The organism is Streptomyces sp. CA-251247 (assembly GCF_050952975.1).
GTDB classification, from domain to species: Bacteria; Actinomycetota; Actinomycetes; order Streptomycetales; family Streptomycetaceae; genus Streptomyces; species Streptomyces achmelvichensis.
Genome location: NZ_CP191861.1, coordinates 2,542,033 through 2,567,496, shown reverse-complemented (window position 1 = coordinate 2,567,496; position 25,464 = coordinate 2,542,033). Strand labels below are relative to the sequence as shown.

The 25,464-nt window shown below is 70.2% G+C and carries 25 protein-coding genes; 11 read left to right on the top strand and 14 right to left on the bottom strand.

Translation table 11 applies throughout. From position 1 onward, the window contains the following. Positions 1–1,486 precede the first annotated feature (1,486 nt). Positions 1,487–1,927 (bottom strand): VOC family protein, encoded by a 441-nt coding sequence (locus ACQPWZ_RS11205; RefSeq protein ID WP_433571248.1) that lies wholly within the window; start codon positions 1,925–1,927, stop codon positions 1,487–1,489. A 401-nt stretch (positions 1,928–2,328) separates the two neighbouring features. On the opposite strand from ACQPWZ_RS11205, the gene ACQPWZ_RS11200 reads away from it, so the two are divergent. Beyond that, positions 2,329–2,910, top strand: a complete 582-nt coding sequence (locus ACQPWZ_RS11200) for a GNAT family N-acetyltransferase (RefSeq protein WP_433571247.1) — start codon at positions 2,329–2,331, stop codon at positions 2,908–2,910. A gap of 12 nt (positions 2,911–2,922) precedes the next feature. Here ACQPWZ_RS11200 and ACQPWZ_RS11195 read toward each other — a convergent pair whose 3' ends face one another. Further along, positions 2,923–3,702: a DUF6928 family protein gene (locus ACQPWZ_RS11195; RefSeq protein ID WP_433571246.1), complete on the bottom strand. Its 780-nt coding sequence runs from the start codon at positions 3,700–3,702 to the stop codon at positions 2,923–2,925. Between the two features lie 406 nt (positions 3,703–4,108). Here ACQPWZ_RS11195 and ACQPWZ_RS11190 point away from each other — a divergent pair, with 406 nt between their 5' ends. Next, entirely contained in the window at positions 4,109–4,471 is a 363-nt protein-coding gene (locus tag ACQPWZ_RS11190) for a hypothetical protein (protein ID WP_340472912.1), read from the top strand. Between the two features lie 242 nt (positions 4,472–4,713). On the opposite strand, the gene ACQPWZ_RS11185 is transcribed toward ACQPWZ_RS11190, so the two are convergent. Together ACQPWZ_RS11185 and ACQPWZ_RS11180 are read right to left on the bottom strand one after the other, a co-directional pair. Continuing rightward, on the bottom strand, positions 4,714–5,322 hold the full coding sequence (locus ACQPWZ_RS11185) for a DJ-1/PfpI family protein (RefSeq protein WP_340472911.1): 609 nt from the start codon (positions 5,320–5,322) through the stop codon (positions 4,714–4,716). A gap of 128 nt (positions 5,323–5,450) precedes the next feature. Then, positions 5,451–6,296: an enoyl-CoA hydratase/isomerase family protein gene (locus ACQPWZ_RS11180; RefSeq protein WP_433571245.1), complete on the bottom strand. Its 846-nt coding sequence runs from the start codon at positions 6,294–6,296 to the stop codon at positions 5,451–5,453. A 367-nt stretch (positions 6,297–6,663) separates the two neighbouring features. Between ACQPWZ_RS11180 and ACQPWZ_RS11175 the strand changes: the two genes are divergently transcribed. Next, on the top strand, positions 6,664–7,584 hold the full coding sequence (locus ACQPWZ_RS11175) for an alpha/beta hydrolase (protein WP_433571244.1): 921 nt from the start codon (positions 6,664–6,666) through the stop codon (positions 7,582–7,584). Between the two features lie 129 nt (positions 7,585–7,713). Here the strand turns inward: ACQPWZ_RS11175 and ACQPWZ_RS11170 are convergent, their stop codons facing one another. Further along, on the bottom strand, positions 7,714–8,637 hold the full coding sequence (locus ACQPWZ_RS11170; RefSeq protein ID WP_433571243.1) for an alpha/beta hydrolase: 924 nt from the start codon (positions 8,635–8,637) through the stop codon (positions 7,714–7,716). Positions 8,638–8,830: 193 nt separating this feature from the next. Between ACQPWZ_RS11170 and ACQPWZ_RS11165 the strand changes: the two genes are divergently transcribed. The 5 genes from ACQPWZ_RS11165 to ACQPWZ_RS11145 all read left to right on the top strand — a co-directional run bounded on the left by ACQPWZ_RS11165 (position 8,831) and on the right by ACQPWZ_RS11145 (position 11,811). After that, entirely contained in the window at positions 8,831–9,685 is an 855-nt protein-coding gene (locus tag ACQPWZ_RS11165; protein ID WP_340477828.1) for a helix-turn-helix domain-containing protein, read from the top strand. A 62-nt stretch (positions 9,686–9,747) separates the two neighbouring features. Further along, on the top strand, positions 9,748–10,149 hold the full coding sequence (locus tag ACQPWZ_RS11160) for a DUF4234 domain-containing protein (RefSeq protein WP_433571242.1): 402 nt from the start codon (positions 9,748–9,750) through the stop codon (positions 10,147–10,149). A gap of 228 nt (positions 10,150–10,377) precedes the next feature. Then, positions 10,378–10,962, top strand: coding sequence for a DinB family protein (locus ACQPWZ_RS11155; RefSeq protein ID WP_433571241.1), 585 nt, complete (start codon positions 10,378–10,380; stop codon positions 10,960–10,962). A 96-nt stretch (positions 10,963–11,058) separates the two neighbouring features. Further along, entirely contained in the window at positions 11,059–11,511 is a 453-nt protein-coding gene (locus tag ACQPWZ_RS11150) for a protein-tyrosine phosphatase family protein (protein ID WP_383233014.1), read from the top strand. A 42-nt stretch (positions 11,512–11,553) separates the two neighbouring features. After that, the gene (locus ACQPWZ_RS11145) at positions 11,554–11,811 is read left to right on the top strand and encodes a DUF2277 domain-containing protein (RefSeq protein WP_405569335.1); all 258 of its coding nucleotides are present in this window, start codon (positions 11,554–11,556) and stop codon (positions 11,809–11,811) included. Here ACQPWZ_RS11145 and ACQPWZ_RS11140 read toward each other — a convergent pair. The 5 genes from ACQPWZ_RS11140 to ACQPWZ_RS11120 all read right to left on the bottom strand — a co-directional run bounded on the left by ACQPWZ_RS11140 (position 11,774) and on the right by ACQPWZ_RS11120 (position 17,756). Then, positions 11,774–12,421, bottom strand: a complete 648-nt coding sequence (locus tag ACQPWZ_RS11140; RefSeq protein ID WP_405569332.1) for a DedA family protein — start codon at positions 12,419–12,421, stop codon at positions 11,774–11,776. The two genes, ACQPWZ_RS11145 and ACQPWZ_RS11140, sit on opposite strands and share 38 nt — an antisense overlap. A gap of 349 nt (positions 12,422–12,770) precedes the next feature. After that, positions 12,771–13,226, bottom strand: coding sequence for a DoxX family protein (locus tag ACQPWZ_RS11135; protein WP_340472902.1), 456 nt, complete (start codon positions 13,224–13,226; stop codon positions 12,771–12,773). A gap of 57 nt (positions 13,227–13,283) precedes the next feature. Continuing rightward, positions 13,284–15,161 carry an FAD/NAD(P)-binding protein gene (locus ACQPWZ_RS11130; protein WP_433573804.1) on the bottom strand — a complete coding sequence of 626 codons (1,878 nt, stop codon included), beginning with the start codon at positions 15,159–15,161 and terminating at the stop codon, positions 13,284–13,286. 167 nt (positions 15,162–15,328) lie between these two features. Continuing rightward, positions 15,329–17,011, bottom strand: a complete 1,683-nt coding sequence (locus ACQPWZ_RS11125; RefSeq protein WP_433571240.1) for an alkaline phosphatase D family protein — start codon at positions 17,009–17,011, stop codon at positions 15,329–15,331. A gap of 91 nt (positions 17,012–17,102) precedes the next feature. After that, positions 17,103–17,756, bottom strand: a complete 654-nt coding sequence (locus ACQPWZ_RS11120) for an HNH endonuclease family protein (RefSeq protein WP_340472900.1) — start codon at positions 17,754–17,756, stop codon at positions 17,103–17,105. A gap of 165 nt (positions 17,757–17,921) precedes the next feature. Between ACQPWZ_RS11120 and ACQPWZ_RS11115 the strand changes: the two genes are divergently transcribed. Beyond that, a complete protein-coding gene (locus ACQPWZ_RS11115) occupies positions 17,922–18,662 on the top strand; it encodes an ABC transporter permease (protein ID WP_405569323.1) in 741 nt (246 codons plus the stop codon). 241 nt (positions 18,663–18,903) lie between these two features. Here ACQPWZ_RS11115 and ACQPWZ_RS11110 read toward each other — a convergent pair whose 3' ends face one another. After that, on the bottom strand, positions 18,904–19,572 hold the full coding sequence (locus ACQPWZ_RS11110; protein ID WP_356705970.1) for an HAD-IA family hydrolase: 669 nt from the start codon (positions 19,570–19,572) through the stop codon (positions 18,904–18,906). A gap of 233 nt (positions 19,573–19,805) precedes the next feature. Between ACQPWZ_RS11110 and ACQPWZ_RS11105 the strand changes: the two genes are divergently transcribed. Further along, complete coding sequence (locus ACQPWZ_RS11105) at positions 19,806–21,854, top strand: MFS transporter (protein ID WP_433571239.1); 2,049 nt, start codon at positions 19,806–19,808, stop codon at positions 21,852–21,854. A 37-nt stretch (positions 21,855–21,891) separates the two neighbouring features. Here ACQPWZ_RS11105 and ACQPWZ_RS11100 read toward each other — a convergent pair whose 3' ends face one another. From ACQPWZ_RS11100 to ACQPWZ_RS11090, 3 genes are read right to left on the bottom strand one after another with little or no spacing between them, the layout of a single operon-like run. Next, positions 21,892–22,386, bottom strand: a complete 495-nt coding sequence (locus ACQPWZ_RS11100) for a GNAT family N-acetyltransferase (protein ID WP_433571238.1) — start codon at positions 22,384–22,386, stop codon at positions 21,892–21,894. A 54-nt stretch (positions 22,387–22,440) separates the two neighbouring features. Beyond that, positions 22,441–22,803, bottom strand: coding sequence for an antibiotic biosynthesis monooxygenase family protein (locus tag ACQPWZ_RS11095; RefSeq protein ID WP_340472895.1), 363 nt, complete (start codon positions 22,801–22,803; stop codon positions 22,441–22,443). A 50-nt stretch (positions 22,804–22,853) separates the two neighbouring features. Continuing rightward, positions 22,854–23,993 (bottom strand): FAD-dependent oxidoreductase, encoded by a 1,140-nt coding sequence (locus ACQPWZ_RS11090; RefSeq protein WP_405569317.1) that lies wholly within the window; start codon positions 23,991–23,993, stop codon positions 22,854–22,856. 338 nt (positions 23,994–24,331) lie between these two features. Here ACQPWZ_RS11090 and ACQPWZ_RS11085 point away from each other — a divergent pair, with 338 nt between their 5' ends. Next, positions 24,332–25,243 (top strand): AfsR/SARP family transcriptional regulator, encoded by a 912-nt coding sequence (locus ACQPWZ_RS11085; protein WP_383237361.1) that lies wholly within the window; start codon positions 24,332–24,334, stop codon positions 25,241–25,243. Positions 25,244–25,464 lie beyond the last annotated feature (221 nt).

Genomic DNA, 25,464 nt, shown 5'->3' with positions numbered 1-25,464 from the left:
CTTGGGGTGGCGCCGTTCGAGGCGCCCGTTGTCGAGGAGTTCGAATCCCTGAGAGCGGTCACGAAGCTCGTCTGCCTGTTCTTCATGGCAGACCCGGAGAACGGCATCCACGCCATCCACGGGGGAAGTGCGCACCTCGTGTCGGCGGGGACCGCGTGCCAGATCCGTGCCAGATCGAGCAGTCAGCCACGGTCAATTGGGGTGCGAGGCGGTGCAGGCAAGCGCGGACAGACTCAGCGCTGATGTACGCCTGTTGACCAGCCAGGACCGCTCCTTGATCGGCGCCAGGCTTACAAAGCAGATGTCAGGGGTCGTAGGGGCGAGTCGTCAGCTGAGCTTTAGGCCGGCTGCGGCCCCTCGCTGTCAGCGGGCGTTCTTGCGGCAGGACCCTGCTCCTCGGCGCGATTGCGCCCGCCCGTCACGGCTGAACGGTAGGCGTGCCACCGGCCACTCAGCTCGCGTGCGTCGAAATCGGCCTACGCAATTCAGGCTCCAAGTGGCCCACCGCGGCCGGCGCCACCTGCTCACGGAGGAGCCGGAAAGCGGTATAGACCGACCTCTGGGTCCGGTGGGCCGTCCATGCCTAAATCTCGACGCATGGTCTCGCGGAGGTTGGCGTTCGTGCGCCAGAGCTCGGCCCTGGAACGCAGGTAGGCATCGTTCCTCACGTCAGGGATTTCGATGAGCACATCTCTCATGGTCGTGAGTGCATCGCAGGTGCTCACCGCCAATTGAATGATCTCGGCTGGCGCAGTCAACGACAGGCTTTGACGGAGTCTCCATACGCCTGAGCCATCTAGCGCCTGGTGGAGGAGACCGTAACGGACCTCAGCCGACGACGCTTCACCTTGGAGGATCACGGACCTCATGTCGGAGTGACTCTGGCTGAGAGCCATGAGGAACTCGGAGTACACGCCTCTGCGGGTCTGCGCGGTCTCCTTCTCGTTGTCACGACGCCACCGGATCCGCTCGGCGATCAATGCAGAACTCACACCGACGATGGCACCGGCCAAGGTGCTCAACGGAGATATCCAATCCACCCCCAGAAGCTAGCCCAGTTGGCTGGCCTGCCGACGGGGTCGTGCCGGATCCGTGCCAGAGTGACCGGTCAGCTACGGTCAAGCGGCGTATCTGGGAGTGCAGTCTCCCGGCTCCTCCACAGCGTCGACTACGCCCAGTTGTGCGAGCGAGGCAGCGGCCGGTTCGTTCACCACGTCCCCATCCCGGACAGTGAGGAGTCAGCGTCCAGTCCCGAGGCGCCCATGAGCGCACGCTCGCTGCCATGACTCGGGCGGGGTTCACGATCGACCTCGATCTGTGGCCCGAGACCGCCGACTTGGGTGAGTGCTCCCAATGCCACACCGGCGCCAGCGACAGTCCGCGAAGTTGCCGCCATGCCAACAGACGACTTCAGAGGCGGCGAGTCACCTCTCTCCGAGGTCCATCTCATGGCTTCCGTTCGGCTGCATGGTTCGGTTTCTCATTCTCAGTGCAGTTGCTCGGCCAGTCCGACGATGATGCCCTCAGGGCCGCGGACGTAGCAGAGTAGATAGCTGTCCTCGAACCGGGCGATCTCGCCGACGAGTTCGGCGCCGTGAGGGCGCAGGCGGGCAACGGTGTCCTCGAGGTCGTCGACGGCGAACATGACGCGGTGCGTGCCCAGAATGTTGTGCGGCTGGTTGCGCGGCCCGGCGCTGATCACCGCGGGGCTGCGGTACTTCGCCAGCTCGAGCCGGCTGTGGCCGTCCGGGGTCCGGACCATCGCGATGTCACAGCGGACGCCGTCGAGTCCGGTGCACTGGTCGGCGACGGGGCCCTCGACCACCGCCCTGCCCTCCAGCTCCATGCCGAGTTCCACGAAGAACGCGATGGCGGCATCCATGTCCTCGACGACGATGCCGACGTTGTCCATCCGCTGAATCGCCATGCTGGTTTCTCCCTCTTCCTCGTGCGGCCGGTGGTGGCCGCTGATGTCCCTGGGACGGAGCCGGTGGCACGTTCTCGACATCCGCAGGCCGCCGAACTCCGAAGAGATCTGGATCGCGCCTCAGGTGAGATTCATCCGTATGTACCGACCCACCGTCGGCACGATGAGAATGGCTCTCACGAAGGCCCGCACCGTGGTTGCCGCGCTGTGCGAGGTGAAGATCAGAGCAGCCGTGCTCAGCCAGATACCCGGCAGGAATGGCCGTAGCCGGTGGACGTTGGCGTCTCCTGCCGACGGTCACACCATTCAGGGCCTGGTTGCCGGACGGCTGCTCTACGTCCGCGCTGCGCGCTGCGGGCTGAGAAGCTACATCCGCGAGAACGTCCGAGGGGGGCCACCACATGACGCCGCAGGGAACCATCACGGTAGAGCGCATGGACGGCTCGGCCGCAGCACAGGCTGTGGACGCATTCAGGCTGATCTACGCCGACGTGTTCGCGGAACCGCCGTACAACGAGACCGCTGACGACGTTGCAGCCACCTTCCGGCGCTTTCGTTCCCAGACCCGCAAGCGTACTTTTCGCGCCGCCCTGGCCCGTACCGAGGGCGGCGAGCCGGTCGGCATGGCCTACGGGTACCCGGTCGAGCCTGACACCGGGTGGTGGGACGAACTGACCGAGCCCGTGCCCGACGACATACGGCGCGAGGACGGTCACCGCACCTTCGGCCTCATGGAACTTGCCCTACGCGCACCCTGCCGCGGGCAGGGTGTCGCGCGGCGTCTGCACGAGACCCTGTTCGAAGTCATCGAGGCCGAACGGGTGCTGCTGAACGTCCACCCGGACAGCAAGGCAGCGTCGGCCGCCTACCAGGCGTGGGGCTACCGCAAGATCGGCGAGGCGCGCCCGTGGGCGGGCCCGGACCTCTATGAGGTCATGCTGCTCGACCTGCGCGCACAAGCGAACGCGCATCGAGGGGGATGAAACGGCCTGGCTTCACTCGTCCCCTGCGGGAGCCAGCGGCCCGTCCCGTTCGACCAACAAGCCATCAGAGCTCATCGTGTAGAACCGGGGCGGCCCCATCGCTTCCACGGCCCTCCGCAGCTCCGCTTCCCTCTCGGCGCGGTCGGGGCCGTTCGGCTCCCTCACTCGGAAACCATGGAGCTCGATGTTCTCGGCGTCGACGTCTCCGGGCTCCGGCATGCCTTCCTGGATGAAGCCGCAGAGTGCACGCAGCGCGTCTTCACCGAGTTCCAGAGGATGAAAGGGCAGGGCGTACGGCTCCTCTTCCTCACCCGGCCACGGAATCACGTCGGCCGGACGGTCCCCTGCCCAGTAGGGAAGTTCGAAGGGGAGCGGTTCCCCGATGTTCTCGATGATCCCGGCTTCCGGCGACAGGCTCAGAGAGCGGATGAGACGCCCGTCCTCCCATACAGCGAACGCCAGCCAGTCGACCACGCTGTGCATGGCGTGCAGGACCAACCGTCGGCCGGCACTCGCCGCGATGAGATGCCGGGGGAGCTGCGACGGGTAATCGATCATCACGCGCCGATCGCAAACGATCTCCACGCCGGGCCAGCTCGCCGCATAGGCCGTTCCATCAGGCGGATACACGCCGTCATACAGGTCCGAGCCATCGCTCTCCTCGATCTCGCAGCCCGGATGAAGACGCCGCATCATGACGGACGTCCGTGCCACGTCCGCCGCTCCCACCTGCCGCAGCAGGCCGGGCACATCGCCGTCGGCGTACAGGAGCAGACCGGTCTTGGCTCCCAAGGCCCCTCCCCAAACGCGATGCTCAATGCGTCGCCGCACCGTATCCCCCCTCTCTGACACAGGAGCAGAGTCATCAGCGCGGCCACTCCGGGCCGTCTCCTGAGGTCCTCAGGCGAACGGCGACATGCCGCGGCTCTCCAGGTGGGCCAGCGTGACCTCAAGGCATACGTCGGCGAAGCCACGGGGAGGTGCCCCTGCGAAGTTCCCCGTGCCACAACCGCGCCGGAACGGACGGGACTCACGGGGCACGGCGGCTGCTGACGGAGGCACAGCCGGCAGACGCCGAGGTCGGCATCGGGCAGGTCAGACCGCAACTCGCCCCAACTCGCTCCCAAGTGGGTGTCGCGGGTTCCAACGTTGCCGGAGATACCCTCGGCGGGACAGCATCTCGCCGGGGGGACCGGGTATGGACACACCCACACCGCGTCGCGCCGGAGACTTCCTGGTCTTCGGCGTCGCGTTGACCGCCGCCGTCTTCGTCACCGTGTGGTGGGGCTTCATCGGGTTGAGCACTGAAAACTTCGGGAGCGACTGCCTCTACTACTTCGGGGAAACCGGGCCGCAAGCCGACCACTGTCACCGAGTGAACGACCGCGCGGAAGCATGGCTCCCCTGGCTGGTGTCCGTCGCGTGGACCGGGGCAGTGCTGAGTCTCTTCCTGCCGCGCAGGTTTCCTCCCGGCCGGCGCACGGCCGCCGCCACCGTTGTTGTCTCGCTGGTCGTCGCCGTGGTGCTCGGAGTCCATGCCATGGCCGTCTCGACGCCGTAAAGACAGTCGCTCGCCTCCACGTCATGTGGGCGCACCCAGGAACGACGTCGGACGCCGGAGCGCCGTGAGCGACCGCGACCCGATCGAGAACAGTGACGTCCAGTCGTGGCCGATCTCTGAGCGGCCCCACCTCATTCCGACCGAGCAGATCCATCCGCCCATCCTGGAGGTACCGGCGTGACCGACAACCGGCCGATCGCGACGGCGGTCATCACGCCGACTCCGCCCGCCCCCGCAGCGGCTCAGTGCACCGCAACCTCGCCCGCGTGCACCGCCCGCATCGCCCGCTCCACCGTTTCCTCGTTCTCGCCGACCGGGGCCACGTAGTCGAGGATGCCGCGCGCCGCGTCCTCCCCGATCGTGCGGGTGATCACCCACGTCGCAAGGTACTGGGATGCCAGGCAGCCGCCCGCCGTGGCGATGTTGCCCTCGGCGTGGAACGGGGTGTCCAGCACGGTGACGTCGAGGGCCTCGACAAAGGGCCGGGTCTTGATGTCCGTGCAGACCGGCATGCCGTTCAGCAGGCCCAGCCGGGCGAGCACCAGCGCGCCGGAGCACTGGGCGCCGATCAGCTGGCGGGAGGGGTCGAGCTGCAAGCGGGAGAGCATCCGGTCGTCGGCCGCCACCTCGCGTGCCTTCACGCCGCTGCCGATCAGTACGACCTCGGCCTCGGTGACGAAGTCCATCGGGCGCTGCCCGGTCACCTCGACGCCGTTCATCGACGTGACCACCGGCGTCGGTGTCGTGATGAACGCTTCCAGGCCGTCCTTGCGGCATCGGTTGATCAGCGCGGAAGCGATGAAGCTGTCGAGTTCGTTGAACCCGTCGAAGGTGACCACTGCTACCTGCATCACAACTCCTTGAAGTACGGCACCAGCTCCGCAGTCTTCCCGGCACGCCGTTCCGGTGCGAGGGCCAATCGGCGGCCGGTGGCCTGCGTGCCTGCGCCAGGCGTTTCGAGTTCGGCGTCCGAGTGTCCTTACCGGCCCGCCGATCCGTCGATGGCGCCCAAGGCGTCTCCGAGGTCCCGTTCGGTGGTACCCCGGGTCTGGAAGCCCTGCTTGAACAACTCGGCCACGCGTTGCTGCGCCGTCTCGCTCCGGACGAGTTGCTGGAACAGCGCTGCGTCCGCGCGTACGTCGGCAGGGGCCGGAAGGCTGATGTCGTTGATCGCCGACTTGGCCGCGATCAGCGCATCGCGGGGGAAGCCGGCCATGCGCGTGGCCATGCCTGCCACGAAATCGTCCAGTTCGGCATCAGGAACGGCTCGGTTGATCCATCCGTAGCGTTCGGCGAGGTCCGCGTCGAAGTCCGACGACGTCAGTACGGCCTCGAGTGCTCGGCCCCGGCCCAGCAGACGAGTGAGGTGCTGGATCGAGCCCGCGCCGGGGGGAGCTCCGACCGCCACTTCCAGCTGGCCCAGGACGGCGTTCTCCCGGGAGGCGAAGCGCATGTCGCAGGCGAGGAGGAACTCGCTGCCCGCTCCCCGGGCGCGGCCGCGCAGCTTGCCGATGGTGACGACCGGAAGCAGGCTCAGCTTGCGGAACAGCATTCCCAGGGAGGCGTCTCCGGGGCCTCCCGCCTTCGCGGCCTCGGCGGTGTACTCGGCGACCTTCGTCATGTCGACGTGCGGGAAGAAGTATTCGGCGTCCGCGCTCTCGAAGATCACCACGCGTGGGGCGTCCGGTTGCGCCAGGTCGTCGAGCAGCGTGACCAGGTCCCGCACCACCTCGGGTCCGATGAGGTTCATCGGCGGTGCGTTGAAGGCGGCGGTCAGGACGTTTCCGTCCACGCTGGTGTCGATGGTTTCGTACGAGGCGGTCATGGGGGTCTTCCTGTCGTCGCTCGTCACGACCCGGCGGCAAGCCCGGCGGCTGTCAGCCGGTGATCATTGCCCTGGTGCCCTGGTGCCCTGGTGCCCGTCGCCGTGCGGTCCGCGGCGGCGCCCTCCTGCCATGCTACGTCGCGGGGTGCGGCCACGACCTGGGGCGACGGCTCCGGCGGGAAGCCCCGGGAGCCCCGGACCGCGGCGGGCCTCAGCCACGTTTGCGGCATCCCGAGTGGCATGTGAGGGTTGATGGTGGTATGGCCGAAAAAGCCTGGATCTGCACCTCCAGAGCTACCGGGGACCCTGGGGTCCGCTCCGTGTAGCGGGCCGGGTCTCGTCCCTCACCGTCCGTGCAGGAGACGCAATGAAGACCGCAGTGCAGTTCCCCAGCAACAACCTCATGCTCGCGGGGAACCTCTACACACCCGACGACTACGCCGAGGGAGAGCGCCGGCCCGCCGTCGTCGTCTCGCACCCCTACGGCGGCGTCAAGGAACAGACCGCCGGCCTCTACGCCCAACGCCTCGCCGACCAGGGGTTCGTGAGCCTCGCGTTCGACGCGAGCTACCAGGGCGAGAGCGAGGGCGAACCGCGGTTCCTGGAGAACCCGTTCGCCCGCGCCGAGGACATCAAGAGCGCTGTGACGTTCCTGTCCGTCTGCGACGAGGTCGATCCCGGGCGCATCGGTGCGCTGGGGATCTGTGCCTCGGGCGGCTACGTCCCCTACGCGGCCCAGACCGAGCACCGCATCAAGGCCGTGGCCACCGTCAGCGCCGCCGACATGGGTGGGCTGTTCCGTGAGGGTCTCGGCGGCGGTCAGAGCGAGGACGTCATCCGCGGCATGCTCGACCAGGCCGGCGAGGACCGCACCAACGAGGCCCTGGGGAAGGAACCTCACCTGGAATCCATCGTCCCCAACACGCCGGAGGAGGCGAAGGACGCGCCCGCGCTGTACCGCGAGGGCAGCGACTACTACCGCACCCCCCGGGCCCAGCACCCCAACTCACCCAACCGCTGGGTCTTCCGCAGTGTCGACCAGATCGCCCAGTACTCCTCGTACGACCTGATCCACCTCATCTCCCCGCGTCCGCTCCTCATGATCGCCGGGACCGAGGCGGACACGGCCTACTTCAGCCGGGAGGCCATCGGGAAGGCCGGGGAGCCGAAGGAGCTCTTCTGGATCGACGGTGCCACGCACATCGACCTCTACGACAAGGAGGAGTACGTGCCCACCGCCGTCGCGAAACTGACCGACTTCTTCACGCAGCGGCTCACCAAGGCCTGACGGTCTGGTCTGTCGCGCCCGGCCGCGAGGGTCGTCCGGTGCACGACGAGGGTTCCGTCGCCGATGGACGGAACCCTCGGTTCGTTGCGGTACCCGCGATCGCCCGGGTCGGCCGTGCCGGACGGGGGGTCAGGCCGCCGCGAGGTTCTCCTTGAAGAAGCCGGTCAGCTTCGCGACCGCCGTCGGCACGTACGCGTCCCGGTCGTAGAGGTCGATGTGCGTCGCCCCCTCCACCCAGAACAGTTCCTTGGGCTCGCGGGCCCTCCCGATCGCCTCACGGCTGAAGTACGCGGTGTCCGCCTCGGTGCCCGCGATCATCAGCAGGGGACGAGGAGAGATCAGATCGACCAGGTCGAAAGAGGAGTACTGGGCGATCTGGTCGATGCTGCGGAACAGGTACCGGTTGGGGGAGTTGGGGTGCTGTGCGCGCGGTGTGCGGTAGTAGTCCTGGCCCTCCTGATAGAGGGTCGGCCAGCCGGCTGCCTCTTCCGGGGTCTCCGGGACGACGGGGTCGAGCCGGTAGGTGCCCTCCGTGGCCTCGGCGGTACGGGCGTCCGCGGCGGCCGCGAGCATGTCCTGAAGGACCTGCTCGTCCTGACCGCCGCCCAGTCCTTCACGGAACAGCGCGCCGATGTCCGCCGCGCTGACCGTCGCCACCGCCTTGATCCGGTGGTCGGTCGTGGCCGCGAACGGGACGTAGCCGCCCGAGGCGCAGATGCCGAGCGCGCCGATGCGGTGCGGGTCGGCCTGGTCGAGCGTGGCGAGGAAGGTCACCGCGCTCCTGATGTCCTCGGCGCGGGCGAACGGGTTCTCCAGGCCGCGCGGTTCTCCCGTGCTGTCGCCCTGGTGCGCGGCGTCGAAGGCCAGCGTGACGAAGCCTTCCTCGGCGAGCTTCCGCGCGTACAGGCCGGCGGTCTGCTCCTTCACACCGCCGAAGGGGTGCGAGACGACGACAGCGGGGCGCCGGTCGCCCTCGACGTGGTCGTCGGGGAGGTAGAGGTGTCCGGCAATGGCCAGCCCGTTGCTCTGGAATTCCACAGGGATGGGAAGCATGGGTGTTTCTCTTTCTGGATTCGCGAGTTTCGTGTGGGTGAGGTGATGGGTGAAGCCGTACGGCCGGTTACGTCATTCACGGTCACACGGGGTCAGGAGAGGAACAAGAGTGGCCTTTTTCCTGGGAACGATCCTTCCCAGGGAACGATTTCTCCCCCTCACGGACAGGCCGTGGGCTGCGACACTGGAAGGCATGGGTACCGCAGACGCGCAGCGCAACGAGCTCGGCGAATTCCTCAGAACCCGGCGCGCCGAACTCACGCCCGCGGATGTCGGACTGCCCGACTCCGGAGCGCTGAGGCGAGTGCCGGGACTGCGCCGGGAAGAGGTGGCCCAGCTGGCCGCCATCAGTACCGACTACTACACGCGGGTGGAACAGGGGCGGCTCAAGGCCTCGGAGCCGGTCGTGGCCGCGCTGGCCCGGGCGCTGCGGTTGAACGAGGACCAGACCGTGTACCTCCGCGGGCTGGCGACGAAGCGCGGGGGCCGGGCCCCGAGGCGGCCTGCGCAGCGCGTCCGTCCGCAGTTGCAGCGGCTGCTGGATCTGCTCTCCGAAGCTCCTGCCCTCGTCCTCGGCCGGCACATGGACGTTCTGGCGTGGAATTCGCTGGCCGCCGCCCTCGTCACGGATTTCTCCGCGCTGCCCCAGGCCGAGCGGAATTATCTGCGCCTCGCATTCCTCGACCCGGATGTCCGTCGCCTTTTCACCGACTGGGAAAGCACGGCGCGCACCTGCGTGGCGTATCTCAGAATGGACGCGATGCAGTATCCGGATGATCCCCGGCTCGCCGCGCTCGTGGGGGAGCTGTCGGTGAAGGACCCCGATTTCCGCGTCTGGTGGGCGACTCACGATGTCGCACACAAGGCGTGCGGGACCAAGGCGCTCGATCACCCGGTGGCCGGTGCGCTGACGCTCGACTGGGAGATTCTCGGCTGCACGACCGACCCGGATCAACAGCTCATGGTGATGACGGCGGCGCCCGGCTCGTCGTCCGAGGAGGGCTTGCGGTTCCTCGCGTCGTGGAGGGGGGCGGAGGCGACGCAGTGATCGCGGGAGCGACGCGCGCGTTCTCGTTCCGCGTGATGCACTGGAGGAACAGGAGGTGCGTCGTGTCAGGTCGAGCCGGCAAACCCCGCAACATCTTCCTCGTGTGGCTGGTCTGGCCACTGATCACCCTGGGTATCTACCACTTCGTCTGGTACTACAAGGTGAATCGCGAGGCCCGCGACTTCGACGAGCGGATCGAGGTCGATCCGATGCTGTCGGTTCTGGCCGTCACCGTCGGCTGGCTGGTGATCGTTCCGCCCTTCGTGTCGGTCTACAACACCGGGCTGCGCATTGCCCGCATGCAGAAGTCGGCCGGGCTGCAGCCCACCTGCAATCCGTGGATCGGGCTGATCCTCGGGATCCTTGCCGGTCTGCACTCGCTCTACTACCAGCACGAGCTGAACCAGATCTGGGCCCATTACGGGAACCCGGCGGAGGGCGAGCAGGTGGCGCTGGCCGTGTGACCGCCGTCCGAGCGTGCGTCGGGCCGCGACGTGTGTGTCCATGTGCCCATGTGCGCGCGTCACTTGATCCTCCTGCGCTCCCGAAGGCGCTGTCTGCTCAGCCACTTCCCGGTGGCCGAGGTCACCAGCACTCCGTCGTCCGCCCGGTCCGGGCCGCGGAGAGCCTGGCCGGAGGACAGCGCATAGCCTGGCGCCCCCGCACAACCGGCGTCGGTCACTGGAGCGAGCATGTTCGATCTGAAGCAGGAGTTGCACCGCAAGCTGAAGGCAGGCAGGGCCGGGTTGTTGGGGAAGTTGGAGGGGCTGAGCGAGTACGACCTGCGGCGGCCCCTGACGCCCACCGGGACCAATCTGCTCGGGCTCGTCAAGCACTTGGCCGGTGTGGAGTACGGGTACCTCGGGGAGTCGTTCAAGCGGCCGGCGCCCGAGACCATGGCGTGGATCGAGGACGGGTCCATCTGGGAGGGCGCCGACATGTGGGCGGCCGCCGGCGAGTCCAGTGAGTATCTGATCGGGCTCTACGAGCGGGCCTGCGCGCACGGCGACCGGACCGTCGAGGAGCTCGGGCTGGACGCTCCCGGGTGGGTGGCGCACTGGCCCGAGGAGCGGCGCGAGACGACCTTGGGCGTTCTGCTCGTGCGGATGGTGGCCGAGACCGCACAGCATGCGGGGCACGCCGACGTCGTCCGCGAGCTCATCGACGGGCGGGGCGGCTCCGATCACGACGAGATCGGCGACGAGGCGTGGTGGCGTGAGTACGTCGCCGGCATCCAGAGCGCGGCCGACTCCTTCGCGGACAAAGACGGGGAGTAGGCGGGCGCCTTGTGTACACGCCGGCCGGACCGTTCGTACGTCCGGTACTCGACCGGATCACCCCCGCTCCCGGCCGGCGGCAGTTACGTTGAAGGCGTGATCGAGACCTGGAATCCCACCGATGCCGGCGTGCTGCGGCTTCCCTCCGGGCGGTACGTGCGGGGGCGTGGGCTGCGGAAAGGACTGCCCGGTGGGGGTGTTCCCGACTTCGGGGTGTATCTGCTCGGGAAGCCGCCGGCCCAAGTCGACTGGGACTTCACGTGGTTGAAGTGGCCCGACTTCCGGCTGCCCAGTGATCGCGGCGCGGCCCGCGAGGTGCTGCGGGATGCGTGGGAGCGGGCGGGGCGGGAGCGGGTGGAGATCGCCTGTGGGGGTGGGCGGGGGCGGACCGGGACCGCGCTCGCCTGTCTCGCCGTCCTCGACGGGGTGCCCGCCGAGGATGCCGTGCGGTACGTGCGGCAGAACTACGACTCCCACGCCGTGGAGACACCCTGGCAGCGGCGCTACGTCCGTCGCTTCACCGGGCCGCAGAGCGGGAACCGATCATGAGCGGCATGGCCGCTGTCGGACCCGCGAGGCACACTGGGACACATGTGCCGCAGCATCAAGACTCTCCGTCCGCCCGTCCTCCCCGAAGAGGCCACCGAGGACGACATCCACGCCGCCGCCCTCCAGTACGTGCGGAAGGTGTCCGGCTTCCGGGCGCCCGCCGCGCACAACCAGGAGGTGTTCGACCGGGCCGTCGAAGCGATCGCGGAAGCGACCGGCCGACTGCTCGACGGGCTCGAGATCCGCGGCGGCGGTGGCGCCGCTAAGCGGTCTCAGGCGACGGCGTCGGACGCCGCATGACGTAGGCCGCCAGTGCGCCCGCGCCCGCCAGCGCGAACACGGACACGGCCGCGCCGACCCAGGTCGCGCCGAGCCACTGGCCGCCGAAGTAGCCGAGGCCCACGCTGTAGCCCGCCCAGGCCACGCCCGCGAGCGCCGACCAGGGCAGGAATTCCTTCACCTTGCGGTGGGCCGCGCCCGCGCCCAGGGAGACGACCGAGCGGCCGGCCGGGGCGAAACGGGCGATCACGACGAGCGTGCCGCCGCCTCGGCTCAGGGCCGTACCGAGCCTCGCCTGCGCACTGGTGAGGCGGCGGGACTTGGCGATCGCACGGTCGAAGCGGTCGCCGCCGCGCCAGGCCAGGCGGTAGGCGACGAGGTCGCCCAGCACGGAGGCAGTGGCCGCGCACAGGACCAGGACGAGAAGCGAGGGGACCTCGCGGGGGACCTGGCCGGCCGCGTTCGCCACGGACGTGGCGGTCGCGGTGGTTCCGGCGGCAGCGGCGGTCGCCGCGGTGATCACCAGGACCCCGCTCGGCAGGACGGGCAGGAAGACGTCGAGGAGGACGGACAGGGCCACCACGGCATAAATCCATGGGCTGCCGGTCAGCGACCCCATGCTCTCGAGCACCTTGACTCCCCGGTTTCGTGAACAACGCCGCGACGTCGCAGGGGAGCGGCAGGGGCGGCAGTAACAGCTGTACAGCGTACGCCTGACGTTCACCCCGAGATCGGTTGGGGGGTACTGATGTTGTGATCATCACGTCTGCCCGGAATGGGGAATTACGCCGCTCCTGCCGGGGTTGGGCGGAGCCCTCGCCTCCGCTCCTCCCGGGATTCGGCGAGCCGCGCCTCCTCGTGGCGCGGGCTCCTCCGCGGAGCGTCCGGCTCTGCTGGTGCGGAGCCCTCGCCTCCTCACGCCTGAGCGCCCGCGTCCCCTTCGTGCGGACGCGGGCGCTCGGTGGTCTGCGGGATCGGGATCAGGCGGAGACCGCGGTCCGCTGCTCGCCCTCCGCGCCGCGGTTCGCGCCGCGCGCCGTGAAGAGCTTGTCCGCCGCCAGCGCGCCCGGGCCGGTGAAGATCAGGAGCAGGAAGGCCCAGCAGAACAGCACCGGCTCGCCACCGCTGTTCTCCAGAGGGAACAGGCCCTCCGGCTGGTGCACCGAGAAGTACGCGTACGCCATCGCACCGGAGCAGAGGAACGCGGCGCTGCGGGTCCCGATGCCGAGGAGCACCAGGGTGCCGCCGACCAGCTCGATCACGGCGGCGGGCCCCTTCGGCCAAGTGCCGGCCGCGATCGTCTCGCCGTCGGTTATGACGCCGAAGAGCGTGTTGGCGCCGTGGCAGGCGAAGAGCAGGCCCACGACGATGCGGAACAGGCCGAGGGCGTAGGGCTGGTACTGGTTCAGCCGGGAGGTCAACTGGGTGTTGGCCATGGGGACTCCTGCGGTGTGGGGGACGAGAGGTGGAGCTCGCCTACAAGTTAGGCTGACCTAATCAATGCTTGCAAGTTCAACATTCGGCCGGACTTCGTTTCTCACGCGAACTTCACGTCGGGGCAACATGCGCAATGCCGCCCGGGCCACGGCATCCGCGTCGGCGAGCGTCACCGAGTCCACACCGGGGCGGGCGCCGGCCGCCGTCACCCAGTGCACACCCTCCGTCGGCACACCGATGGCGAACCGCCTCGGGTGCGCCCGTCCCCGCCGGTCCACCAGGCGGTACGGACGCCGGGTGACGTCCAGTCCGCCCGTCTCGTAGCCGTCGACCGCGTGCGGCCGGCACTGGCCCGTCATCATCAGCCGGTTCAGCAACGCGTCGCTGGTGCGCCGGAGATCGGGCTCCGGCAGCCGCGCCTCGATGAGCGTCGTCGCCGTCACCGCCGAGCCCGGGACGTCGGGGGAGTACGCCGTGAAGTGCCTGTCCTCCGTGCCCATGGCCGTCCGTGGACCGATCACCTCCAGCACGCCCGCCTCCACGAGAGCGGTCATCTCCTCGATGCGCCGGCGCGGCGGCCCGATGGAGAGAAAGGCGTTCAACGGCGTGTACCAGCGGTCCAGATGATCGCGGCGGGAGGTGCCGGAGAGGCCCGCGTGGTCCACGATCAGGCGCAGTTCGTTGCGCAGATCCCGCAGGACGTCGAGCGCGGCCTTCACCGGACCGGCCACGTTGCCGAGGGCCGCCTGCTCCGCGTCCCGCCGCAGATGGGCCAGCAGCCAGGCGCGGTGCTCGCGCGGAGAGGCGAACCGTTCACCCGCGTACGGGCGGGACAGCCGCTCCCACGACCAGCGGCCGGCGGCCGGGACGCCGAACTCGTCCAGTACGGCGGCCTCTTCGGCGCTCCCGTACGGCGCGGCGAGGAAACGCCTCCGGAAGCCGGGGGCCCCGTCGAGCAGCGCCTCGTAGTGGACCGTCTCCACCTCCTTGGCCACCAGCGGCCATATCTCGGTGAGGAAGTCCGGTGCACTGCCTGCCGCCGCACGGTCGCGGAAGGCGGCGATCACCTCGGCCGTGAGAACGAGCGGTTCATGACGGCCGGAAGGGCCCTTGGCGTTGTCTCCGCGTGCCTGGTACGGCACCCCGCGCCGTGATCCCGCGTAGAGCCGCGGCTCACGGCCCGAGGCCCGGTAGACGAGCGTTCCGGACGCGTCGCGGACGAACGCGCCGCCCCGGCCGGTCGTCAACAGGGCCATGTGGTCGAAGAAGTTGAGGCCGAGGCCGCGCAGCAGCACCCGCTCGCCGGGTTCGATGCCGGAGAGGTCGATGTCGGCCGGGTTGGCGGGGGCGACATAGCGCAGATGCGGGTGCCGGGACGCGTACTCGGCGAGATGCGCCTGCGTCTGCCGTCCGACGACCGGCAGATGGCCCTGGGCGAGCACCACCGCGCTCAGCCCGGTGAGCGTCGTGCCGTCGTCCAGGGCCAGGGTCTGCGGCGGGTCCGGCTCCTCACTGTGCCGGTCGTCCGCCAGTGCCACCGCGCGTGCCCGGTGCACCCGGACCGTCACGGACTCCGGTGCGCCCGCGACCGCACGCCGGAACGCCCACTCCAGATAGCGGCCGTAGCAGGCGCGCGTGGGGTAGTCGTCGGGGCCGAGGTCCTCGTCGGTATGGGCGGCCGCCCACTCGAACAGGCTCGGCCCCGGGCGTATCGGGCCCTCGCAGCCGACGCTGGTGTCCGTGAACACGGTCACCTGGGAGGCGACCGTGTTCATCAGGAGCTCCGCCGGCTGGTCCGTGCGCCAGACGCGCCCGGCGCCCGGGGGCGCGGGGTCGACGAGATGGACGGTCAGCGGTGTCCCCGGCCTCAGTTCCGGGACCGAGGCGCAGAGTCTCTCCAGGACCGAGGTGCCCCGGGGGCCCGCGCCGACGATCGCGACGGCGTGGGCACGGACGAGGGCACGAGGGTGCGAAGCGGTGGACCATACGTCGCGTACGTCGGACAAAGCGGAAACTCCCCGGCATTGAGGCGCGCTCGGAAGCGGAGCGTCCGCCACATCATGCCGGGGGTCCGCCGTGAGTCGAACCCCTGGGGGAAGGATCACCCTGTGGTGTGCGAGGGATCACGGGCGGTGGTCAGCTCCCGTTCGTCGACGGTCACCAGCCGCGCATCCGCCCCGCCGTCGCCCATCTGGGCCTGGTCCAGGCGCAGATGGGCCGCGCGGCCACGCAGTTGCAGCGTCATCAGCTGATTGCCGAACCATGGTCCGCCCGTGCGGTCCCAGTGGACCGGCGGACGGCCCGTCCGGCCGTGGCGGGCCAGCGCGTGACCGAGCCGCCGTCCGAACCGGCTCCAGCCGAAGCGGAATCCGAACCTCATCGACCGGGGCACGGAGTTGTGCACGGGTGAACAGGTCAGCTGCACCACATGGGCGTCCGGGCCGGGCTTGCCGCGCCAGTCGGGTTCGGCGACATAGGCATGGTGCACATCGCCGGACAGCACACAGATCGTCGCGGGAGCACCCTCGCCGGTGCCGGTCTCGGCGAACAGCCGCACGAGCTCCTCGAAGGAGTCGGGGAAGGCCGCCCAGTGCTCCAGGTCGGCCGCACGGCGCAGCTTCTCGCCGAGCCGCGCCCAGCGCTCGCCCCGCTCGCCGCGGCACAGCGCCGCGTTCCAGCTCTCGGCGTCGTGGATCAGCGGAGGCAGCAGCCACGGCAGCGAGGTGCCGACGAGGAGATGGTCGTACGAACCCTTGCGGTCCAGCGCCTGTTCCCGTACCCAGCCGGCCTCGCCCTGGTCCAGCATCGCGCGGCTCTTCTCCTCCAGGACCCGGGCGGCGCGGCTGTCGACCATCAGCAGTCTGGTCCGGCCGAAGTCGCGGCGGTAACTCCAGCGCACACAGGCCGGATCGAGGTCCGCCTTCGTGGCGAAGGCCCGCAACTCCTCGGTGCCGTCGGGCACGGAACGCACGGCCGCGTACGTCTCGTCCCTCTCCAGCTCGGCGGGCGTGAGATTGCCGAGGTGCTGATAGACCCAGTACGACATCAGGCCGCTGGTGACGCGCTTCTGCCACCAGTCGGTGGCGCGCATGTCGGACACCCAGGCGGCGCTGGTGTTCCAGTCGTCGATCAGGTCGTGGTCGTCGAAGATCATGCAGTTCGGGACGGTGGACAGCAGCCAGCGCACATCGGGGTCGAGCCAGGATTCGTCGTAGAGGTGCGTGTACTCCTCGTAGTCCGCGACCTCGGCGCCGGGCGCCTGGTCGAGATCGCGCCGCTTCGCCAGCCACTCCCTGGTGCTCTCGGAGGTCTCGTCCGCGTACACCTGGTCACCGAGGAGCAGCAGGACGTCGGGGCGCTCGGAGGGCGGGGCGGCGGCGAGCCTGGCGGCCAGGGTGTCGAGGGCGTCGGGGCCCACGGGGTCGTGGTCCTCGGCCGCCGGGGCCGCCCAGCGGCAGGAGCCGAAGGAGACGGTCACGGCCGTGGAGCCGGCCTCGGGGCTGGTGATGGTGCTCGGCGGGAAGGCCGAGTGCTCCAGCGGCCAGACGCGGTCGCCGTCGAGCAGTACCTCGTACTCCGTGGTCGTGCCCGGGGTGAGGCCGGTCACCAGCACCAGGGCGTAGAAGTGGTCGGCGACCCGGAACGTGGGCGCGGAGCCGCCGGCACCGTCCGCGCAGCGGACCTCGGCCGTGCAGGCCCGGTCGGCCTCGACCCAGACGGTCGCCGTGCCGCCCGCCTCCCAGTCGACGAACCGCAGCAACGGTCCCAAACGCAGCCCTGCCATGTGTCCTCCTCCGTCGCCCCGTACCGTACGGAACGACGGAGGGGTAAGGACAGGTTCCGGCGAGGATCCGCGCCGGACGGTCAGCCGCTGGTCAGCAGCCGTTCAGCACGGACTGCAGTGCGCTCTTCTCGGCGGAGTCGACGCTCATGGCGTAGTACTGCTTCACCTGCACCCACATCCGGGCGTACGTGCAGCGGTACGCGGTGCGCGAGGGCATCCACTCGGCGGGGTCCTGATCGCCCTTGGACTGGTTGACGTTGTCGGTGACGGCGATCAGCTGCGGACGGGTGAGGTCGTTGGCGAACGACCCCCGGCGGGACGTGGTCCAGCTGTTCGCACCGGAGCGCCAGGCCTCCGCGAGCGGAACGATGTGGTCGATGTCGACGTCGGCGGCCGCGGACCAGGTGGCGCCGTCGTACTCCGAGTACCAGCTGCCGCTGGTGGCGGCACAGCTGGAGTCCTGCACGACGTTCTTGCCGTCGCGCTTCAGGACGACCTCACGGGTGTTGCAGGCGCCCGACTGGGTGCTCCAGTGCGGGAACAGATCGCGGCTGTAGCCGCTGGAGGAACCTTCCGCCCGCACCGTGAGCTGGCCGAGGTAGGTGCGTGCGGTGGCGGCGCTGACCGGAGTGGGCGGGGCGGCCTGGGCGGTGGGGGCGGTAGCCAGGAGACCGGTGACGGCGAGGGCGGAGGTGGCGACGAGTACGGATATACGGCGTCCTTGACGCGCGTAGATACCGGGCATGCGAACTCCTCTGTCGTGGGGGGTACTTGGCCGGTGGGCGTGGCCATGCTGGCGGCACCGGGTTGCCGTGGGGTGGGCGCCGGGTTACAGACTGACGACATGGGCACGTCACATCAAGAGTTCTGACGAACCGGCACCTGCCCACCGACGGCGTAGGGTTGCTGCGTGCTGCTGCCGGTGAACGTCACATTCGGGGCGGTTCTGGCCGTACTGCTCGCCGTGGCGGCGACGGTCGCGGCCGTCGCCCGTCTCGGCCGGGCCCGGGAGATCGCGGTCGCGGGAGTACGGGCGGCCGTCCAACTCGCCGCCGTTTCCCTGGTCATCGGGTGGGTCGTCCGGTCCCTGCCGCTGCTGTTCGCCTTCGTGCTGCTGATGTACGCCGTCGCCGTACGGACCGCCGGGCGGCGCATCACGGCCAACCGGACCTGGTGGTGGGCCGCACTCCCGATCGCCGCGGGTGTCTTCCCCGTCGTCGCCGCGCTGCTGCTCACCGGGCTGGTGCCGGTCAAGGGCATCGCGCTGATCCCCGTGACCGGGATTCTCATCGGCGGGGCGCTCACCGTGACCGTGCTCAGCGGGCGGCGCGCGCTGGACGAGCTGAGGCTGCGGCGCGGCGAGGTGGAGGCGGGGATGGCGCTCGGGCTGCTGGAGCGCGACGCCCGGCTGGAGGTGGCCCGCCCGGCCGCGTCGGACGCGCTGCTGCCGGGGCTCGATCAGACGAGGACGGTGGGGCTCGTCACGCTCCCGGGCGCGTTCGTCGGCATGCTGCTCGGCGGGGCGTCACCGCTGCTGGCGGGTGCGGTGCAGTTGTTCGTGCTGGTCGGGCTGATGGCTGTGCAGGCGGTGGCGGTGGCGGTGCTGCTGGAGCTGGTGGCGAGGGGGGTGTTGCACCGTGAAGAGGAGTGAGGGGCTTGAGGTGGGGGACGGTGCGGGTGGATTGGTGCGGGTGGTTTGGTGCGGGGCTCCGCCCCGGGCCCCGCGCCTCAATCGCCGGCGGGGCTGAATTCTGCGGGCCCGGTGCGTTGGTGGCGGGCGGTTTGTGGTGGCCCTTCGCCTCAATCGCCGGCGGGGCTGATGTTGCCTCGTGGGGCGGCGGGGCTGATGTTGCCTCGTGCGGCGGCCGGGCCCGCTCCGGTCGAGTCGTCGCTCAGGAAGTGAAGCTCAGCGCTATCAGGCCGTTCAGCGTCCATTCCACGGCGATTCCGCGCAGGTCCTCCACCCAGACGTCCGGGGACAGCGACTTCGCCCTCGGGCCCACGCCCACCACGCGCATGCCCGCCGCGCGGGCCGCCTCGATGCCCGCTTCGGAATCTTCGAACGCCACGCAGTCCGCCGCGACGAAACCCAGTTCCGCCGCGCCCTTCAGGAAGCCCTCCGGGTCCGGCTTGCTCGCGCCGACGCGTTCCGCGGTGACGCGGACCGGGGGCATCGGGAGGTCCGCCGCCGTCATGCGGGCCCGAGCCAGGGGCTCGTCCGCCGAGGTCACCAGGGCGTGCGGGAGGCCGGTCAGTGCGGCGAGGAACGCGGGGGCGCCGGGGACCGGGATCACGCCGTCCGTGTCCGCCGTCTCCTGGGCGAGCATCACGCGGTTGTCCGCGTGGTTCTGCTCCATCGGCCGGTCCGGCAGCAGGACCGCCATCGTGGCGTAGCCCTGGCGGCCGTGGACGACCTTGAGCGCCTCGTCCGGATCCAGGCCGTGCTCGGTCGCCCAGCGGCGCCAGCAGCGCTCCACCACGGCGTCCGAGTTGACGAGGGTGCCGTCCATGTCCAGCAGGAGGGCGCGGGCGGTCAGGGCGGGCGTCGTGCTGGCCGGCATCGGCGTGCTCCAGGGCGGAGGGCGGCGAGGAAAGGGACATCAAGCGGCTCCGCCCGCCGGTCAGGGAGTACGGGCGGAGCCACTTTGTTCCTTCACGATACAAAAAGCGGGCCGGTTACGCCACTCGTTCCGGTTCGGCAGGCCATAACGGGACGCACCCACCACGATGGGGAGGAGAGTGGGGGGAGCGGACACGGGGGAGGGTGCGGCACCGAGGAGACCGAGGAGGGCGCATGGCGCAGGAAGTGGGCACCCCGGCCGTGAGCCCGGCCCCCGGGGAGGGGCAGAACCGGCGGAGCGTCATGGTCGCCATCGGAGCGCTGCTGTTCGGCATGCTGCTCGCCGCGCTCGACCAGACCATCGTCTCCACCGCGCTGCCGACCATCGCCAGCGAACTCGGCGGGCTGGACCATCTGTCCTGGGTGGTCACCGCCTATCTGCTGGCCTCGACCGCGGCCACCCCCCTGTGGGGCAAGCTCGGCGACCAGTACGGCCGCAAAAAGCTCTTCCAGGCCGCGATCGTCATCTTCCTGATCGGCTCCGCGCTGTGCGGCATCGCGCAGAACATGCCGCAGCTCATCGGCTTCCGCGCCCTCCAGGGCCTCGGCGGTGGCGGGCTGATCGTGCTGTCCATGGCGATCGTGGGGGACATCGTCTCGCCCCGGGAACGCGGCAAGTACCAGGGCCTCTTCGGCGGTGTCTTCGGTGCGACGAGCATCCTCGGCCCCCTGCTCGGCGGCTTCTTCACCGAACACCTCACCTGGCGCTGGGTCTTCTACATCAACCTGCCCATCGGCATCGTCGCGCTGCTCGTGATCGCCGCCGTCCTGCACATCCCCGCGCGCTCCACCCGGCACACGATCGACTACCTCGGCACCCTGCTCATCGCGGCCGTCGCCACCTGTCTGATCCTCGTCGCCTCGCTCGGCGGCACGACCTGGCCCTGGGACTCCCCCCAGATCATCGTCCTCACGGTGGTCGGGCTGCTGCTGCTCTACGTCTTCGTGCGGGTCGAGCGGCGGGCGGCCGAACCCGTGATCCCGCTGAAGCTCTTCCACATCCGCACCTTCACCCTCGTCGCGATCATCAGCTTCGTCGTCGGGTTCGCGATGTTCGGCGCGATGACCTTCCTGCCGACGTTCCTCCAGGTCGTCCAGGGCGTCAGCCCGACCCTGTCCGGGGTGCATCTGCTGCCGATGGTGCTGGGCATGCTGCTCACCTCCACCGCGTCCGGCCAGATCGTCAGCCGCACGGGCCGCTGGAAGGTCTTCCCGATCGCCGGCACGGGGATCACCGCCCTCGGCCTCGTGCTGCTCCACCGGCTCACCGAGACCAGTTCCACCTGGGAGATGAGCGCGTACTTCTTCGTCTTCGGCTCCGGGCTCGGCCTGGTGATGCAGGTGCTCGTGCTGGTCGTGCAGAACTCGGTCAGCTACGCGGACCTCGGCGTCGCCACTTCGGGCGCGACCTTCTTCCGCTCCATCGGCGCATCGTTCGGCGTCGCCATCTTCGGGACGATCTTCAACAGCCGGCTGGCGAGCATGCTCACCGAAGCGTTCGCCGGAAAACCGATGCCGCCGGGCGCGGGGCCGTCGGAGCTGGCCGCCGACCCCCGTGCCATCGGCGAACTGCCGCCCGCGCTGCGCCCGTCGGTACTCCATGCGTACTCCACAGCCATCACGGACGTCTTCCTCTTCGCCGTGCCCGTGGTGCTCGTCGCGTTCGTCGTCGCCTGGTTCCTCAAGGAGGACCCGCTGCGCGCCTCGGTCACCGCGCCCGACCCCAGCCAGACGGTCGCGTCGAACCCGGTGCAGCGCTCCTCCCTCGAAGAGGCCGCCCGTGCGCTGTCGGTCCTCGGCTCCCGCGAGGGACGGCGGCACATCTACGAGAAGATCACCGTGAAGGCGGGGTACGACCTCACCCCCGCGGCCAGTTGGCTGCTGCTGCGCATCCGCCGCCACGGGACGGTGGAGCCGGGCCTGCTCGCCGATGCCACGCCCGTGCCGCTGCGGACCATCACCGACGCCGCCCGACTGCTGGAGGAACGTCACCTCGCCCGTCGTGAGGGGCTCCAGCTGCTGCTGACCGAGGAGGGTCTGGAGAGTGCCGTACGGCTCGCCAAGGCCCGTGAGGAGTCGCTCTCCGAGCTGCTCGGCGACTGGTGGGGCCCCGAGCGGCCGACGGATCTGGTGCAGCTGGTCGAGGAGCTGAACGCCGAGCTGTGCGGCTCGGACGGCGAACGGCCCTACAGCCCGCCGCCGAAGGGCGATCACGCCCCCTGAGGCCGCGGCCGGGCGGCGGCGACGCGGCCCGGGGCCGTCAGGCAGCCGCCGCGCGCAGCTCCTTGCCGTACCAGATCTGCATGTAGGGACCGGTGCAGTACGCCGGGATCTCGGCGTAGCCGTGCCGTACGTACAGCGCACGCGCCGCCGTGAGATCGAGACGGGTGTTGAGGACCATGCGCCGGGCGCCGAGCGTGCGGGCCTCGTCCTCCAGCAGCTCCATCAGTATCCCGGCGCCCTTCCGGCCGCGGAAGGCCGGGCGCACGAAGACGCGGGTGAGCTCGGCGCGCCCGTCGTCCAGCAGCAGCACCCCGCCGCAGGACGCGGCCTCGCCGCCGTACCGGCCGACGACGAACGTCCCCGTGGGAGGGGTGAGCAGTTCGACGCCGTCGCCGGCCAGTCCCTCGTCGATCTCCCCGTCGGTCGCGGGCCGCTGCCAGTAACTGCTCGCCACATCGGCGTAGTACTCACGGCGCAGGCCGGTCGCGGCGGGTGAGTCGAAGGCCTCGCGGGCCAGGGTCCAGGACGTCATGACGTTCTCTGTACCGCAGGTGCCGGAGCCCCGGCCAGCGATTTCCGGGTGCGGTCAGGCCTGGGGAGCGGCCGACTGGACGACCTCGAAGGACCACAGCGTGGAGCCGGTGGCCGCGGGCTTCGGACGCTCGCCGCCCTCACCCTGCGGACCGCCCTGACCCTGCGGACCGCCGCCCTGCCCGCCGCCGTGGGCCGCCTTCATCGAGCCCTCCATCCAGGCCTGGAACGACGCCTCGTCGCGCCAGCGCGTGTACACGAGGTACTGGTCGGTCCCTTCGAGAGGCCGCAGCAGCTCGAACCACTCGAAACCGTCCGCACCCTCCACCGAACCGGCCCGGGAGGCGAAGCGCTTCTCGAGCACTTCGCGCTGCTCGGCGGGGACGGTCAGCACATTGATCTTCACCACACTGGCCACAGGACATCCTTCGCATAGGGGGATCTCGACCGTACCTCCGCGCCCTGCTCTCAGCGGAGGCGGTCCGGCCCGAGGAAGTCCAGGGGCGCCGCGGTCTCCACTCCGCGGACGAGATCGGCGAGGGCATCGCCGATGCCGGTGGCGTACTGGAGGCCGTACGCGCCGCCGCCGCCGGCGACGACGACGCGCGGGTCCCCGTCGGGACGGCCGAGCACGAACTGCCCGTCGGCGGCCCGGGTCGTCGTCCGCACCGAGACCCTGGCCGGCAGCCGCCGCAGGCCCGGAAGCTTCGCCGGCAGCATGCGCGCCAGGTCGGACCAGTCGTCGTACGCCACGCCGCGGTCGATCTCGTCCGGGTCCAGTGGCTTGGCCGTCACCTCGCGGTCCTCCAGGCTCAGCCGGATGTCGTGACCACCTTCCGACCCGCTGCCGCGCAGCACCCGGCCGTCGTCGAGTTCGCGGACGAAGGCGGGGAACTCCTCCAGCGTGAAAGTGCCGTCGTCCTCGAGCGGGCGGAACCAGGTCTCCGGCATCCGTACCGTCTCCAGCGGCAGGCCGGGCACCAGCTCCCCGAGCCAGGCGCCGGCCGTCACCACGACCTGCCGGACACGCACGCTGCGCTGGGCGGTGTGCAGCAGGACGCCGCCCGCGACGGGTTCGACGGAGGTGATCCGGGTGTCCGCGAAGACACGGGCACCCGCGGCCCGGGCGAGAGCGACCGCGGCGCGCACCGCGTTCTCGGCCCGCAACAGCCCCGCGGTCGGCTCCCACACGCCGATGTGGTGGTCGGGCACTCCGGTGTGGCGTGGGTACTGGAAGCGCAGCGCACGCGCCGTGAAGGTCCGGACATCGATGTCGTGCTCGCGGGCGGCGCGCAGTGCGCCGCCCGCCACCAGCCCGTCCTCCGGGCCCACCAGTAGCCCGCCACAGGGCACGAACAGCCGTTCTCGCGAGGCCTCTTCGAGCTCTGCCCACAGCGCGTGCGAGCGCCGGGCGAGCGGCACGAGCGCCGGGTTCTCGGAGCAGGACAACCGGAACATCCCCGCGCCGTACGACGATCCGGGCGCACGGCCCGGCGTGAACCGGTCGAAGCCGATGACGTCGACGCCCCGGCCGGCCAGCCTCCACAGCGCCGAAGCGCCCCAGGCGCCGAGTCCCACGACCGCCGCATCCGCATCCCACTGAGTCATGTCACCTGCACCTGCCCTGTCGTCACGGTCCCTGGGTGCAGCCCACCACGCCCCTCCCGCGCGGGCCTGAGTAACCGGTACTCACCTTGCTCCGGCCACTCAGCTTTCGGCCGCCGGAGGTCCGCGGAGCCGCCGAGGATCCGGAGCGCGGGCGCGCCGACCGCCGGACGGCGGCAGGGGTTTGAGTACCTGAGTACTCACGATGCGGGACCCCCGTCCGTGGTGACCTCGACACTGCCGCGCGGTGCAGGCCGCGACGACGGGTGGAGGTTGTGATGCAGTTCCGTGTACTGGGGCCCCCTGAGATCTATGACGACGTCAGGCAGCGGAGCGTCCAGTTGAACAGTCCCAAGCAGCGCGTGCTCCTCGGGGTGCTGCTGGTCCGACTGGGGTCTGCCGTTCCCACGGAAGCGCTGATCAACGAGTTGTGGGGCCGCAACGCCCCGGACAAGGCGATCAACGCCCTCCAGGCGCACGTCTCCCGGCTGCGGCAGCAGCTGATCGAGGTCGAGCCGGCCCGGGCGAACACCCCCCGTCTCGTCGCGCGCGGCTCCGGCTATCTGTTGCAGGCGCGCCCCGACGAACTCGACAGCGTGCAGTTCCGGCTCCAGGCGGCCCGTGCCCAGCGGCAGCTGGAGACCGATCCGCACGCCGCTGCCGCCCTGCTCCGCAAGGCGCTCAGGCTGTGGCGCGGCCCGGCGCTGGACGGCGGCTCCCACGGTCCCCTGTGCGCGGGCGTCGCGGCCCGGCTGGAGGAGGAGCGGCTGCTCGCCCTGGAGGACCTCTGCGACGCCTCGATCCGGATCGGCCACCACCGCCAGGTGGTCGGCCAGCTCGAAGAGCTGGTGGTGGCACACCCGCTGCGCGAGCGCTTCCGCGACCAGCTGGTCCTGTCCCTCCAGCGCTGCGGCCGGCAGGGCGAGGCACGGGCGGTGCGGGACACCGTACGGCGGCGCCGCGCCCCCGAGACCGCTGCCGGTCCGGTGGCCGTACGGGGCCTGTCCGTACGCCAGATCCACGAGGCGGGCCACCGCCGGCACGGGCACGTAGCCGGCGAACACCCGGTGGGCGAGGACAGCGTCGCCGACACCGAGCACTACCGGGAGGGCGGCGGCAGCGACCTCGAACTGCTGCGACTGCGACGCCGGGTGGACCAGCTGACGTCGGAACAGCACTCGCTCCGTTCGGAACTGGACCGGCTCATGGCGATGGTCGAGGGCGGTTCGGGACAGCGAAGGGACTCCGCCTGACCGAACGGCGATCCGGCGCGCGACCGGGTGCATCGGGCGTGTGATCCGGGCGCGGCGACCTTGCGTGCGACCCGGCGCGGTGACCGGCAGAACGGCTCCGCCGGTCCGTTCGCCCTGCCGGTTGTCAGCCTGTCAATTGTCTGTCAGATGTGCCCATTCGGCGCCCGGAACGGGTGGTCCGCCCACCTAAACTGCGAATCGCCGATGAGCGGAATTGCGAA